The organism is Streptomyces sp. NPDC091282 (assembly GCF_044757385.1).
Lineage (GTDB): Bacteria > Actinomycetota > Actinomycetes > Streptomycetales > Streptomycetaceae > Streptomyces > Streptomyces gramineus.
This window is the reverse complement of the sequence record NZ_JBIVUX010000003.1, coordinates 965,694-979,565: the sequence shown is the minus strand read 5'-3', so window position 1 is coordinate 979,565 and position 13,872 is coordinate 965,694. Positions and strand designations below refer to the sequence as shown.

The 13,872-nt window shown below is 62.2% G+C and carries 17 protein-coding genes; 8 read left to right on the top strand and 9 right to left on the bottom strand.

Annotated features, from left to right (window positions below):
* Positions 1-12: 12 nt before the first annotated feature.
* The 8 genes from ACIQOE_RS18415 to ACIQOE_RS18380 form a co-directional block, all read right to left on the bottom strand.
* Positions 13-573 (bottom strand): GGDEF domain-containing protein, encoded by a 561-nt coding sequence (locus ACIQOE_RS18415; RefSeq protein ID WP_401412381.1) that lies wholly within the window; start codon positions 571-573, stop codon positions 13-15.
* A 92-nt stretch (positions 574-665) separates the two neighbouring features.
* Complete coding sequence (locus tag ACIQOE_RS18410; protein ID WP_401412379.1) at positions 666-992, bottom strand: SpdD-like protein; 327 nt, start codon at positions 990-992, stop codon at positions 666-668.
* Positions 993-1,016: 24 nt separating this feature from the next.
* Entirely contained in the window at positions 1,017-1,172 is a 156-nt protein-coding gene (locus ACIQOE_RS18405; RefSeq protein ID WP_401412377.1) for a hypothetical protein, read from the bottom strand.
* Positions 1,173-1,183: 11 nt separating this feature from the next.
* A complete protein-coding gene (locus tag ACIQOE_RS18400) occupies positions 1,184-1,375 on the bottom strand; it encodes a mobile element transfer protein (protein WP_069764280.1) in 192 nt (63 codons plus the stop codon).
* 19 nt (positions 1,376-1,394) lie between these two features.
* Positions 1,395-2,078: a DUF2637 domain-containing protein gene (locus ACIQOE_RS18395; RefSeq protein WP_401412375.1), complete on the bottom strand. Its 684-nt coding sequence runs from the start codon at positions 2,076-2,078 to the stop codon at positions 1,395-1,397.
* A complete protein-coding gene (locus tag ACIQOE_RS18390; RefSeq protein ID WP_401412373.1) occupies positions 2,078-2,263 on the bottom strand; it encodes a hypothetical protein in 186 nt (61 codons plus the stop codon). Before ACIQOE_RS18390 ends, ACIQOE_RS18395 begins: the two co-directional genes overlap by 1 nt.
* Positions 2,264-2,346: 83 nt before the next feature.
* The gene (locus ACIQOE_RS18385; RefSeq protein WP_401412370.1) at positions 2,347-3,702 is read right to left on the bottom strand and encodes an FtsK/SpoIIIE domain-containing protein; all 1,356 of its coding nucleotides are present in this window, start codon (positions 3,700-3,702) and stop codon (positions 2,347-2,349) included.
* 2 nt (positions 3,703-3,704) lie between these two features.
* On the bottom strand, positions 3,705-4,058 hold the full coding sequence (locus tag ACIQOE_RS18380) for a hypothetical protein (RefSeq protein WP_401412368.1): 354 nt from the start codon (positions 4,056-4,058) through the stop codon (positions 3,705-3,707).
* Between the two features lie 212 nt (positions 4,059-4,270).
* Here ACIQOE_RS18380 and ACIQOE_RS18375 point away from each other — a divergent pair, with 212 nt between their 5' ends.
* Together ACIQOE_RS18375 and ACIQOE_RS18370 are read left to right on the top strand one after the other, a co-directional pair.
* On the top strand, positions 4,271-4,945 hold the full coding sequence (locus ACIQOE_RS18375; protein WP_401412366.1) for an XRE family transcriptional regulator: 675 nt from the start codon (positions 4,271-4,273) through the stop codon (positions 4,943-4,945).
* 34 nt (positions 4,946-4,979) lie between these two features.
* A complete protein-coding gene (locus ACIQOE_RS18370) occupies positions 4,980-5,450 on the top strand; it encodes an NUDIX hydrolase (protein WP_401412364.1) in 471 nt (156 codons plus the stop codon).
* On the opposite strand, the gene ACIQOE_RS18365 is transcribed toward ACIQOE_RS18370, so the two are convergent.
* A complete protein-coding gene (locus tag ACIQOE_RS18365) occupies positions 5,438-5,998 on the bottom strand; it encodes an HD domain-containing protein (protein WP_401412362.1) in 561 nt (186 codons plus the stop codon). The genes ACIQOE_RS18370 and ACIQOE_RS18365 overlap by 13 nt on opposite strands.
* A 629-nt stretch (positions 5,999-6,627) precedes the next feature.
* On the opposite strand from ACIQOE_RS18365, the gene ACIQOE_RS18360 reads away from it, so the two are divergent.
* From ACIQOE_RS18360 to ACIQOE_RS18335, 6 genes are all read left to right on the top strand, one after another.
* Positions 6,628-8,601, top strand: a complete 1,974-nt coding sequence (locus tag ACIQOE_RS18360) for a hypothetical protein (protein WP_401412360.1) — start codon at positions 6,628-6,630, stop codon at positions 8,599-8,601.
* Complete coding sequence (locus ACIQOE_RS18355; protein ID WP_401412358.1) at positions 8,598-9,197, top strand: hypothetical protein; 600 nt, start codon at positions 8,598-8,600, stop codon at positions 9,195-9,197. Before ACIQOE_RS18360 ends, ACIQOE_RS18355 begins: the two co-directional genes overlap by 4 nt.
* A 159-nt stretch (positions 9,198-9,356) precedes the next feature.
* Positions 9,357-10,301, top strand: a complete 945-nt coding sequence (locus ACIQOE_RS18350) for a hypothetical protein (RefSeq protein ID WP_401412356.1) — start codon at positions 9,357-9,359, stop codon at positions 10,299-10,301.
* 75 nt (positions 10,302-10,376) lie between these two features.
* Positions 10,377-11,714, top strand: coding sequence for a hypothetical protein (locus tag ACIQOE_RS18345; protein ID WP_401412354.1), 1,338 nt, complete (start codon positions 10,377-10,379; stop codon positions 11,712-11,714).
* Positions 11,715-12,212: 498 nt separating this feature from the next.
* Positions 12,213-13,022, top strand: a complete 810-nt coding sequence (locus tag ACIQOE_RS18340; protein WP_401412352.1) for a hypothetical protein — start codon at positions 12,213-12,215, stop codon at positions 13,020-13,022.
* Positions 12,994-13,848 carry a hypothetical protein gene (locus ACIQOE_RS18335; protein ID WP_401412350.1) on the top strand — a complete coding sequence of 285 codons (855 nt, stop codon included), beginning with the start codon at positions 12,994-12,996 and terminating at the stop codon, positions 13,846-13,848. Before ACIQOE_RS18340 ends, ACIQOE_RS18335 begins: the two co-directional genes overlap by 29 nt.
* The last annotated feature ends 24 nt before the right edge of the window (positions 13,849-13,872 follow it).

The following is a 13,872-nucleotide window of genomic DNA, read 5'->3' as shown; positions in this document are numbered from 1 at the left end:
CCCGGAGGCCGGTCAGTGAGAGGTGGGGCGGGCTCCGCGACGGCCGGGGTGCCCCTTGGCCGCGTACATGGCGGCATCAGCGGCCGTGAGCGCTTCCGGCAGCGCAGGGCGGGGCAGGTCGGCCAGGTGGCAGACGCCGACCGACGCGGCCAGGGGAAGGATCTGGCCGTGATGTGTGAACGGGCGGTTCAGGTCTTGGATCAGCTCACCCATGCCGGGCTCGCCGTGCCGGCGGGTGGCGACGGCCACGAACTCGTCTCCTCCGAAGCGGCCGGCGACACCATGACGCCCGCACCAGTCGGTAAGGCGGGACGCGGCTACGACGAGGGCGGCGTCACCGGCGGCGTGGCCATGGGTGTCGTTGAGGGACTTGAAGTCGTCCAGGTCGATCAGGAGAACCAAGGCGTCGCGGTGCCGGCGGATGGTGCGCTGAGCACGGGCAGTCCATCCAGCGCGGGTATGCAGACCTGTCAGCGGGTCGCGACGGGCGGTGGCCAGGCGTTGGGTCAGCAGCCCGGAGTGGGCGGCCCAGCCGATCAATGGCAGGGCTAAGGCGAGCGCGTGCGTGTCCACGGGGTATCTCCTCTGCTGCGGTTGGAGGTTGAGCGGACCGTCCGGTCAGCGGCGGTGCTTGGCGGCTTGTGCACTGCCGGAAGGCGTGCCTTTCAGCGGCGTGTCTGTCCGGTGCTGAGCGAGCGGATGACCAGGGCGCAGATGGCGACGGACGCGGCCGTGATGGCGATCGCGAGGAGCATCGAGACCAGGACGGCGCCAACGACCAGGACCACGGCGGTTCCGCTGCCGACGAGGGCGATGACGGCTCCGGGGGTGAGCTGCACGGCTGGCCGCGTCGGGACCGGAGCCGGAGAGATGATCGGGGCGGGCGTGAAGTGCTGCGGGGTCTGCTGGATGACGGCGGTCGGCTCGACGACCGCGGGCGGGGTGATGTGGCCGGTGGGCTGGGGCATGGTCGGAACCTTGGGGCGGAACATGGCGGGGTCTCCCTTCGCGGGTGGTTACTTGATGGCGCTGTCGATGACGGGGGCGAGCAGGCTGTCGGCGAGGAGGTATCCGCCGAGGAGGAGGACGGCGACGAGCCACCAGGGCGGGCGGACGAGCTTGACGCCGAGCCAGCCGACGACGATCAGGGCGAGCCAGAGCGGGACCTGCACGGGGTGTCTCCTCAGCGGGCGGTGCAGCGGTGGGTGCGGGCGGCGAGCTGGGCGGCGGACTGGCTGGAGTAGTCGGCGGACCATCCGCAGCGGTCGTTGGTGCACACGGCGGCGTGTTTGGTGTGGCCGTGGCGGTCGCGGTGGGTGCCGATCTGCACGGGGCCGATCCGCATCACGGAGTGGAAGTGGTCGCGGGCAGGCACGACGGGCTCTCCTTTCAGGTCAGGTGAGTTGGGCGGCGATGGCGTCGGCGAGGTGGGGCGGGACGCCGAGGCGGGCGCGGAGGGTGTCGGTGTCGATCGGGGAACCGGTGCGGGTGTGGTGGTCGGCGGCGAGCCTGCGGGCGTGGTCGACCAGCGCGGCCGGGACCGGCGGACCGGACGACACCGCGGACAGGGCCGGGGGTGCGAGGGCGGGGGCGTCTTCGGCAGGGGTGGCGATGGGAGCGGGCTCCAGCCGCGGTGCGGGGACGGGTTCCGCCGTGACCTCTGCTGCGGAAGCCGGGGCGTCGGGTCCCGGCCCGACCGGCTCCGCGGCGTCGGCGGTGTGGGAGTGGGCGAGGAGGGTGCCGCCGAGGAAGGCGAGGGCGGGCCATCCGGCGATGCCGAACCGCAGCCAGGCCGGCGGGTGGGCGAGGTCGAGGAATCCGGCGGTGGCGACGTTGGCGCCGAGCGAGGCGAACAGGGCGATCAGGAACCAGCACCAGGCCAGCCGGGACGGCCCGTCGCTCCGGAGCCGCCGCCAGGCAGCGACCAGGAGCAGGTCCACGGAGACGGGGTAGGCCCAGCCCTTCCAGCCGGTCTGTCCGGCGGCGTCGGCGAGTTCGTGGAGGTGGGCGAAGGAGAGGGCTCCGGCGATGACGGCCTGGACGAGGACGGCGTCCACGCGGAACGCGGGGCGGGCCATCACGCGCCGCCGGCGGGGTCGTAGCCGGGCGGGAACATGCCCGGCGGCGGCTCGGGCAGCGACGCCGCAAGCGACGGGCCGATGGTGTCGATGAACAGGTCGTCGGCGCCGGGCATGTCCGCGTAGAGGGCCAGGGCGCCGAGCATCAGCACGGTGCGGTGGAAGTCCTCGATGTGCTCACACATGGGAGTCGATCTCCCTTCTTTGGAGGCATGGAGGGGGTAGGGACCTGGCACGAGAAGGTCGCGCCCACCAAGGGCGGGAGGACTCAGACGGTCGCGGGAGCGGCCTTGGCCAGCGGCTCGCAATCCGGTGCCGGGATGCCGACGACGGGCCGGAACGGCGCCAGCGCGGGCAGGTCCGGGGTACGGTCTGCGTGCTTGTTGCAGAGGTTCACGGCCTGGCGCAGCGTGGTGTGCGGGGCGCGGATACGGGTCCAGCCGCCGGAAGAGTCGCCGGTCACGGCGATGCCGGGGGTCTCGGTCGGGATCTGGATCGCGGCCAGGACCGCGTCCGGGGCGATGTCACCGAAGGCCATGTTCGCGGAGGATTCGTCGTTGACGCGGTGCGCGGTGCGGCCGGTGAGTTGGGCCCGCAGCATCGTGATGCCCTTGCCGAGTTCGGAGCCGAAGCGCTGCCCGCAGATCTCCAGATAGATGCCGGCGGCCCGGCCGAGCTGGGCGAGCCGCACCAGGGCGGTGATGATCCGGTCCCGGCGCTTCTCCTCGTCCTTCGTGGCGAAGAGGGCGAGTTCGGCGACCTCGTCCACCAGGACCACGATCGGCACCGGGCGCAGGTGGTCGGGGAGGTCCCAGATGTCGGCGGCGATCTCCGCATCCGGCACGTTCACCGTGATCCGCTGCTCAGCCCGGATCACCTGGTAGACGTCCGCCATGTGGGAGACGAGGGCTTCGAGGAGATCAAGGGCGGCGTCCGGGTTGTCGGCGAGCGCCGAGAACCGGCGGGCCAGCGGGAAGAGTTCCACACCCTGCTTGCAGTCGATGCCGACGAGTGCGACGTCCATCGGGGCGAGGCCGGCGACCAGGTTGCGCTGGTAGACGGACTTCCCCGACTCCGTGGCACCAAGGGTCAGCCCGTGCGGGACGGCACGGTAGTCGCGGTAGTACACGGCACCGTCCTCGCGCAGGGCGACCGGAACCCGCATCGGCGTCGGATCGGTCCTCGCGGGCATCTGGACCCGCTTGAGGACGTCGTAGCCGGTCATCCGCACCTCCACCACTCCCGAGCGCAGCTCACGGGAGGTGACGCCGTACATCGCGAAGGAGTGGCGGAGCCGGTCACAGGAGGCGGACACGTCGAAGGCGTCCTGCCCGGGACGGAGCTTGAGACGCAGCACCAGGCCGGTCCGGGTGGGCCGCAGGCGCAGGATGCGCGGGGCACGAGACTCGGGGACGGGCCGGTTGGCGAGACGAGCCATGGCCAGCCGCCAGCGCGACGGCGGCACCGTAAGCCCGCACGCGTCCATCACGGAGGTGTACTGGAACAGGACCCGCACCGCGGCGAAGACAGCACCGAAGGCCAGCCAGTACCAGGCGGGGCGCCGCCACCGCAGGATCACTGCGGCAGCGACGACCAGCACCAGGGCGACCGTTAACGCGGTCATGATCAGGCCGCCTTCGACGTCGAGCCGGCGGCGGCGAGCGAGGTGACGGCGACCGCGCGGAACGCGATGCCGTGGCGCTTCTGCCCGTTGAAGTCGTTCTCCCACGCCGAGGCGACCAGGCCCGTCAGGGCAACCGGGGTGCCCATGGTCAGGTCCTCGGAGACGCCCGGCTGCGGAACGGTGAGCTTGAGGATCTCCACTTCGTCGGGCGTGGAGAACATGACCTCCACCGTCATCAGCGTGACGCCGTCCTTGTCGAGCGCGATCTCACCGGTCCGGCGGTCCTTGACCTTCGGCTGCGGAGCCTTGGCGACCATCACGGTCGCGTTCGTGGTGTCCACGGGAATCTGACGCATCGTCTTGTCCTCTGCTGTAGGCGCCTGTTGACCGACTCCGGTCGGTGAGATCAGGAGACAGCGAAAGGAGGTGGACACATCACGGCCCGCGTGGACGTTCAGGGACGTCTGAGCTATCGTCAAAACGTCCCTAGAACGTCCGAGAGAGGGCAACCATGGCGAACGAGCGACTGCGTGCAGCGATTTCAGCGAAGGGCGAGACAATCCAGTCCATGGCTCAGCACGTCGAGGTCGACCCCAAGAGCGTGGAACGGTGGATCACAACCAACCGCACACCCCACCGTGGACACCGCTGGAAGGCCGCGAAATTCCTCGGCGTCGATGAGGTCTATCTCTGGCCCAGCGTCGAGAAGCAGGCCGAGACAGCGAGCACGTCCGAGCTGATCACGTACTACCCGCACCGGGGCGCGGTGCCGGCCGCACTGTGGTCATCACTCATCGGGAAGGCGACGGACCAGGTGGACATCCTCGTGTACGCCGGATTGTTCCTCTTCGACAACCACCCGGACCTGCCGTACGAGCTGGCCGATAAGGCGAAGGCCGGCGCGCAGGTTCGGGTTCTCCTCGGGGATCCGGACTCGGAGATGGTCCGCCAGCGCGGGGAGGAGGAGGGCATAGGCGATGACTTGGCGGCACGCGCCCGGATCACGCGGCGGTACCTCGAACCGGCGATGAAGACGCCGGGCGTCGAGGTCCGACTGCACGACACGATCCTCTACAACTCGATCTACCGGTTCGACGAGGACGTATTGGTGAACCCGCACGTGCTCGGAGCGCCCGCCGGGCAGAACCCGGTACTGCACTTCCGCTACATCCCGGGCGCCCGCACGTTCCGGCACTACATGAGGAGCTTCGACTACACCTGGGAGCGCAGCCGGACCGCATAGCTCAATGACGCGCCCGCCGTGCAAGGCTGGAGTCATGGCCCGCATCGACTACATCAACGATCCGAACGCCCCGAAGGCGAACAACATCGTCCCCTCCGTCACCGCCGTGGCGCGCAACAAGGCTGGAGAGGTCCTGCTCATCCACAAGACCGACAACAACCTGTGGGCCCTGCCAGGCGGCGGCGTCGACGTCGGCGAGTCGGTCGCTGACGCCGCGGTGCGGGAGACCAAGGAAGAGACCGGCTTCGACGTCGAAGTGACGGGCTTGGTCGGTCTCTACACCGACCCCGGCCACGTCATGGCCTACGACGACGGCGAAGTCCGGCAGCAGTTCTCGATCTGCTTCACGGCCCGGATCACCGGGGGCGCGTTGCGCACCAGTAGCGAGAGCAAGGAGGTGGCGTTCGTTGACCCGAGCAGGCTGGACGAGCTGAACATCCACCCGTCCATGCGGATGCGGATCGAACACGGGTTGGCCGGCCACGCAAAGCCCTACATCGGCTGATGAACCAGCCGGGCACGAGTCCGCTCGACGGCACCCTTGAGGTATGGCTGCGCCTTGCTGATCGCGTTGTGTACTTCGCTGCCCGGTTCGTAGCGGACGAGGATCTCGTCAATGCGGGTGTCGAAGGCGAAGGGCTGCCCAGCCGGGCCCGTCGTCATGTCTGCCGTGATCAACGCGTCCAGCACCGGCGAGTCTTCCCGCTCGTAGACAGCCAGCTCCGCGGTGAGTCCCCGTTGCTCCGCCTCGTACACGGCACCGGAATGATGGGCCACAAGCCGTACGAGGCGTGTGGGCGCACCCAACCTTTCCAGATAGCGCGCGCCATCGATGGGGTGAAAGCCGGTGTCGCGCAGCTCGGGGGCGTAGCCAATGTCGTGCAGCCACGCGGCTGCGACGAGGAGATCCCGATCGTCCTCAGTCACAGCCCCCGCGACGTCTTGCGCCCGAGCGGCCACGGCCTGGGTGTGCAGCCAACGATTCCCGAGCGGAGGGAGTAGGGACTCAGCGAGATCTGCTGCCCCTTGGGGTGTGTCCAGCGCAGAAGGCATAAATGGAACGGTAGCCGAGACGAGTACGGCGCCGACAGGCCACGGCCCCCGGTTCATGATCGCGGCGCGGTAGAACTTTCCCTACTTCATCAAGCCCGCGCACGGCGCGGGTGCGCGCCGCCTGTACGGCGGGGCCGCCGCCCTGTCTTCGCCAGCGGCGGCCCCGCCCGGCGGCGCGCTGGCGGCAGCGGGCATGAAGTGGGGACACCCTCTGTGGCCGGGGCGGCCGGCTCCACGGCTTTAGGCAGCCACTTCGGGGCGAGCCTCGAAGATCATGGCCCCAACGTCGTGCTTTAACGGGCAGGTCCACAGACTGCCCGACGCGCCGGAAGCTTACGGGGCCATGATCACTCGCCCCAAAGCAGCTCCAGCCCAAAGCCGTTCCACCGACCGCTCGGCAAGCTGCAGCAGCGTTGCCGGTTCCCCCCTCGGCTCAGGGCGTACCACCAACTGGTGTACGACCTCGCCGTTTCACCCCCCATCAGCAGTGGGAAGGGCAGTACCGTCTACACGTCCCAACGGCGCAGTGCCGCCCCACAGTTGCCATGATGGGACAGACACGCACCAGGCCCCGGACACGGCAAGCTGACCGACATGGCACGGCTCTACAGGAAATAATGAGGGAGATCATGAGCGGAAAGAGGTATCTACCGGCTATCGAGCATATCGAGATCAGGGACCTTTCCCTGTACAAAAATAAACCGGTCGTGAATACAGAGGTAAGCAACGGCGTTTTCTGTCTAGCGGGAGCCAATGGACTAGGGAAGTCGTCATTCTTGGCAGCAGTTAGCTTTGGACTTACAGGAATCGTCGCCGAACCCGGGCGGAAGTTTACCCTCACTCAAGATTTCCATCAAGAAAACCTGCAATACTCGAGTAAGTACTTCAGTGGGCGCGTGGATGAACTGCAGCGAAGCACTGCCGAGATCACACTTACGTTCTCAGTCGGCACCAACCGCTATGAAATCACTAGAAACCTTTTTGAGCCGGAAGCTCTCGCCCAGCTTTCCATTTTGACCGCAGAGGGTCAGCAGGTTGCGCAGGAATGTACGGACGACAAAGCGAGGCATCTAGCCTACGCAAAACAGCTAACAGCCGACTGTCGACTCGGATCATTCGATCAGTTCGTCTTCCTCCAGCACTTCATTTTGACTTTTGATGAACGTCGAGAGCTGCTGTTCTGGAACAGTGCCGCTATCAATCCTGCACTCTACCTAGCTTTTGGGCTTGACCCAAATGACGAGATTCGCGCGTCTGAGCTTGGAAGTCTCATCAGTAAAGCGGACTCAAACGCCCGAAACGCTCAGTGGCAATCGACTAACGCCCGCAAAAGGCTCGAAGAACTCGGTGGAGGGGAGATCGAAGAAGACCTCGAATACGTCAGCCTCCTCCAGGAACATCAACAACTTGTTTCAGATCTGAATAAGAAGAGTGACACTCTAAGTCAATTGCAGGACGAAGAGAATGACGCACGCATCCGCTTGGCAGAGTTGAGTGCTACGCATCATGAGCTAAGGACCCGTTACGACGAGGAATTTACAAACCGATTGACCGACCATGCGGATGTACGCATGCACCCCACTGTCCGAAGCACCCTCACTACAGGCACATGCTCCGTATGCGGCAGTTCCGGGCATAGCGTCATGGCAGAGATAGAGCGAAAGATAAAGTCACATAGCTGCCCCTTGTGTAGTTCCGACCTACCGACAGGGAAGCCGAGCAGTGCCTCGATGGAGAAGCTAAAGGAGCTGGATGATCTACTGAACGAAAACCAAGAGAAGATCGATGGTCATCGATCACGAATCAATCGTCTCCGCGATGAAGTCCAAACCGCTGCTGAAGCATTTCAGGTTGCCAGGACAGCTGCCGAAGCATTCGAGCGCGAAAACGATCGCATCTTGCCTAAGGCGCCCTCGCCCGGTAATGAGGGGCTGGAAGAACAGCGTCGTGTGATTGAAGCCGAGCGTCAAGCAGCCATCCGGCGACGGGACGAATCACGCAGCCGTCGTGACGCCTACCGAGCACAGCTGGCTCCAATTCAGGGCGCCATGACGCGCGCCTGGAGCGATGCGGAACTCAAGTTTGTACCTCTCTTCAGGGACCTCGCTAAACAGTTCCTGGGCCTTGACTTGGACGTCTTCCTGGAGAAGACGTCGCCAACCCGGCACGGGCTAGGCCTCGTGGTCCAGAACGAGCGTCGCCGACGCACGACCGAGCTGTCAGAAAGCCAGCGGTTCTTCCTCGACATCGCGCTGAGGATGGCTTTGGTCCAGCACATGACCGAGCCTGACTCAAGAGCAACCATCTACGTCGACACCCCGGAGGGTTCGCTTGACATCGCTTACGAAGCGCGGGCCGGCAAGATGTTTGGTGAGTTCGCGATTCGTGGCTTCAACATCATCATGACCGCAAACATCAATGCCAGTCAGCTACTGGTCAGGCTGGCTGAAGTCTGTACGGCTGAGTACATGAAGCTAGTACGGATGACTGATTGGGCGCCTCTCACTGAGGTGCAAGCAGACGAGGAGATCCTGTTCGACAAGGCATACAGCGCAATCGAGCAAACGTTGGCTGCCAGCCAGACAGGAGCGCGGACACCGTGACCAACATTCATCCTGAGGCAGCCTTCGACTCCCTGACCATATGTAGTGAGCTGCAGCAAGTCACAAAAGGCGCGACAGAGAATGAGATACATCTCTTTGCCTATCTTTCCTGCCTGCTGTTCGTCTACAAGGGATCTCCGCCTAGTGAGTGGCGCTACCAGTTCATAGCAACGCCCTCCGTAGCGCCCTTCAGTGTCGATATATCGGCTGCTATTACCGAGCTTTGCCGTATCGGTTACCTGGAAGAGGGGACACAAGGGATTCAAATAACGGACCTGGGAAGGGATGAGCTCGAGTCCTTTTCTGGATTGTCCATTCTCGCACGGCGAACACCATACCTCGAGGGTGCTTGCGGAAGTACACTCGTCCTACCGCTACCCTCGGTGACTGAATCCATTTCTGCGGAACCACAGTTGCACAAAGCGCTCGAACTCTCTAGCACACGTCCGCTACTGGACGAGATAGGCAGAGAGGCCATTCTGGACCACTTTGAGGCACTGAGTAGGGCAGTTCCCGAAGCCAGCGACCTCATGGTGCCGGCAGTCGTATGGCTTGAATATCTCGCCTCGACTATTGCGCCCGCAGCAGAGCGTTGATTCAACCGTAGAGTTTCGCAGGGGTGGGAGAAAGACATGCGAGTTGACATCGATGCGATGTCAGATTTCGCCGAACGAGCTTACGTTGTTCACATCACTAGGGAGCTGGGTCGCCCAGGAGCCATAGCTCTACGCCGCACACTGCAAACCGTTCGGCAGGTGCACGATGCCATCTCGTCTGAACGTCTAACCGCGGGCCTAACCGTGATCTCCCCGATTGGAGAGTTCAGCTCACCCAGAGTCGACCTAGCACGAATCTTCGCAGATGCACGTGAACTGACGGGCTGGCATACCAATCGAGCACTGACGGTGCTAGACACGCAAGACGGCTCCCTAATGGCTTGGCCCGAACCAATCAGCATCGGCGATATAGCAGGATCGTACGTCGCTTACAGATACTCGGGATACCAGCAAGAGGAGTTGGTGACGCCAAAGCAGCGTCACCCCGTCACGCCGTACGCGAACTTCGCTAGCACCTTCGCCATTCCCTACTTCCTGGACCTGCGTGAAGCTCTGACGCAATATGGATATATGTGCATCAAAGAGGCCCAGTGTGACACTTTTTCTCAAACATGGAGAAGCGGGGCTCGGATATCCTTCAAACCCAAACCGGAAATGCACATGCGTCGCTCGCTTCAGCGACATCTACGAGCCTCTCTAAGGGATCACCGTTCTGTCGAAGTGATGCCTGAGCAGAACGTCAATGAGACGCGTCCAGTCGATATCAAAGTTCACTGGGCCTCTTCTAATCGCATCGCATTGATTGAAATCAAATGGCTAGGCGTCAGTTACGAGGACGGGAAGCCTAGACCCACTCAGTACTTTCCCGAATCTCGGGCTGTCGAGGGTGCCGAGCAGCTCGCTACGTATCTGGATCTCTATCACAAAGAATCGCCCGAACATGAAGCACGCGGCTATTTGACCGTCGTCGACGGCCGCAGGCGACGAGTGCGGGAGGACACTCAATCCATAAACAGGGAAAACGGATTCCACTATCAGTATGCGGAGATCACTTACCCTCCCGATGTACTGGCTAGACCCGATTTCGCACCTCCCGTCCGGCTATTCTGTGAACCTGTCATCACCGCAGATGACGACCAATAGAGCTTCTGACAGAGTGTGATAAAATCCGGTGTTGACTTTCAGGAAAACCGCTTGACTCGCATAAAGGTGGAACCGATGGCATTGGCCGGTGCGGTCGAAACGCATTACAAGCAGCTGGAGCAGGCTTGGCGTGTCTCCGACCGGTCAGATGTCTACGATCGCCTCGTCGTACCTAACGGTAATAGCGCCGAACCGTTCCATCGTTGGTTCCACCTGAAGGAAGCCTTCTCAGCGCGCCTGCTGGGCCAAGTAATTAGTGACACCAGCCTCACACAACGGGACTCACTGCGGATCCTCGACTGCTTCTCGGGATCAGGGACGACAGTGGTTAGTGCTAGCGCGCTCGCACAGGACTATTCCGAAGGCATTCACGTCGAGGCTATCGAGCATAACCCTTTCTTGCACCTCGTATCCGAAGCCAAGGCCGCCGCCTGTTTGGCCGACACAGTGACTGCAGAAAAGCTCAGCAGAGCTTCGGAACAAATAATTCGGTCGGCCTCTCACATCACTGATGATCTACGGTTGCCAGGTCTATCAACCTTCTCGCGTGAGGGATACTTTGAGCCTGCTGACCTGCGCCAGCTTGTATCGTTGCGTGATGCGGTAGCGAGTCTCGAACCAGGTCTGATCAGGAATTTGGCACTGCTTGCCGCTGCAGCTTGCGTTGAGCCGGCGAGCAGGCTGCGGCGAGATGGTCGAGCCCTGCGTTTCTCGCCTAATAGAAATCCCCGCAGCCCGCGCGAAGAGTTCCAGCGCAGAATCTCCATGATGGTGGAGGACATTAAGGGGGCACCGTTTCTAAACGCGTCTTCATATGTCCATCGAGGCGACGGCCGAAGGCCGCTCGACTACACCACGAGTCGCGAGTTTGACTTGGTTATTTTTTCGCCGCCATACCCAAATAATATTGACTATACCGAAGTCTATAAAATGGAGGCCTGGTATCTGGAACTCTTCACAGATGAGAGTTCCTTTCGACAGCATCGCTTGACTACTGTGCGCAGCCACCCGAGTGTCAAATTTGCCGAAGAGTACGAGTACATGACCGATAATCACTCGGTTGCGGTGGAGGAATTGCTTGCACCTCTTTTGGCCGCCATTCCATCGGATCGATATGCAACAGGCAGGAAGCAGATAGTTCGGGGGTATGCCGACGATATGTTGCAGGTCCTGAGCCAATCACGCTCTCTTATTCATGACGAAGGCAAGCTCGCATTCATTGTCGGAAATTCCGTACACGGTAACGGGGAATCGAGTTTTGTAATCGCTGCGGACTTGATAATGTCTCGTTTGGCCGAACTAGCTGGCTGGCGCGTTGACGAAATCAAGATCGCACGTAAGCTACTCCGCCGAGGAGTTGCATCCCCGTTTCTAAGAGAAAGTGTCGTCGTGCTCTCGCCTGACCTTCGCTAGTTGAGCGCTCTGGCAGCACAGCGTGGGCGCCCTCCTGTGCTCACCATGAAGTCGCGCACAAACCGCCAGTGGACTATCCATGGACGGGGCCACGTTCCGCCGGGCGTCGACGGGCCGGTGACCTGCGAATACGTCCGAGACTGAAGCCCCCTCCGGAGCCGTGTGCGCAGGTTCGAATCCTGCCGGGGGCACTCCAGCTTAGACAGCGTGATCTAGGCGCTGATCAGCAAGAGTGCCAAACACGAAGACCCGGACTCAGTCCCACTGAGTCCGGGTATTCGTCGTTGTGTGTCACTGATCGCGAGTGAGTGGCGAGTGAGGGCCGGAGGGCCCCAGCGCCCATCGCGCGCCCGGACCCCCGCCCCGTGCAACCAACGCTGACTGCACGGCCCGAGATCGGGCGACAGGGAGCCGCTGTGTCAGGCGCCAGCGTGGGGCACACTGTGGTCCGATCCGCACCTACGCATCACGCCACGGGACTCGAATGCTCTTCGCGAAATGACTGACCAGATCACACATCAGTTTGAGGCTTTCCTTCAGCGCATCACACTTTCAGACAGCGAGAAACGAAACGCCCTAGAACAGGGACAGCGTCTCTCACGAAGAATCGAGCAGCGCTCCGAGGTTCGAGAGTGTCTGATCACGGGATCGATGGTCAGATCTACAGCCATTCGAAAATTCTCGGATGTCGACATCCTGGCTGTCATCGAACCCAAAGATCAACTTGCCCATTCAGAACCCTCCGCACTGGTCTCCGCCGTCGCACAGATGCTGCGAGGTATGGGGCCGGACGTGCAGGTATCCGAGAACGCTGTCCGCGTCACGCATATTGACGGCGGAGTCGTCGATGTCCTCGCCTCAGTGCACCTCGGAGTCAACAGCGAGGGTGACGAAGAGTATCGGATCCCAACCGCTCGCCAGGAAGGTTGGGAAATATATGCACCTGAAGCGCAGAACAGAAGAATCCGGGAGGCCACCAAGCTCCTCGGGGAGGATTTCAAGCGACTGATCCGCCTGTGCAAGTGGTGGAGCAAAACACACGGCCAGCCGATTGCGTCTCACGAGATCGAACTTGCCGCCTACAGGACGTTCCCCCAGGCGATTCCAGAACTCTCGCGGGCAGTAGTCGAGTTTTCCGATTCCATCAGACATCAGACCGACGGAAGCTCACTAACGCAGGCAGCATTGCTGAACTTCAACAGGCTAGCTCGAGATGCCTACGGCAAGCAGACCTCGGGCGATATCCAGAAATCGAGCGAGCTATGGGGGAGAGTGTTCGGTGACGGATTCACAGCTGTCATCACTTGAGGTCATCGGCCTGGCAGATGACCAGCTCGTCAAGGCAAACAAATACTACAAGTGGAGCCGCAGACTACCTATCGCCACCTTCGCCTTGAGTGTAGTTTCCATCTTTATTTCCAACCCATACACCTACATCCCTGCACTGCTGGCTCTTGCCGTACAGGTCAGCTCGTGGCTGGCCCGAGACAAGGCGGGCAGTCTCCACAGTGCTGGCGAAGAGGGGAGGACCCACGGACTCTCCCTAAATGCACTTGGCACACCAGCAGAACGGCTTGAGCTCAACAAATGGCTCAGCCGCGTCACCCCCAGAATGCCCAGTCAAGCAACAGAGCCAGCCACATCAGACTACTACGCAAGCAACGCACCGGTTGGACTGCGAAGACTCTGTGACAACATCCAAGAAAATGCCTTCTGGAACATGCATCAATACCAGAAGACGGCGGCCCATTACACTCGACTCCTTTGGGTATTTTCCGGGGCAACGCTTGCCATGATTCTTATCGCGATCCCACTCACCTCTGGGGATGGCAACCTCGTTCTCGCCCGGATCCTGGTGGCTGTTCTAGCGTCCGGTGCAGCACTGACTCAATTCGGCGAAGTTCGGTCCTGGAAATCTGCCGAGGCCAAAAGCGAGCGTCTCGACATTCGCCTCGACTCCCTAGCCTCACTCTCCGAGGAGGAACTGAGGGAGGGAAAGCTCGGTACGATCCTTGCCATCTACGGTGACTATCGAGTCACCACGGCTGGCGCGCCTCCAATTCCCAAATGGATGTACGACCGCGAAAGGGATCGCCTAAACGACCTCTGGGCTAGGCGGGCAGACTCCACATAGCAGAAGAGGGAGATGATGGCGACC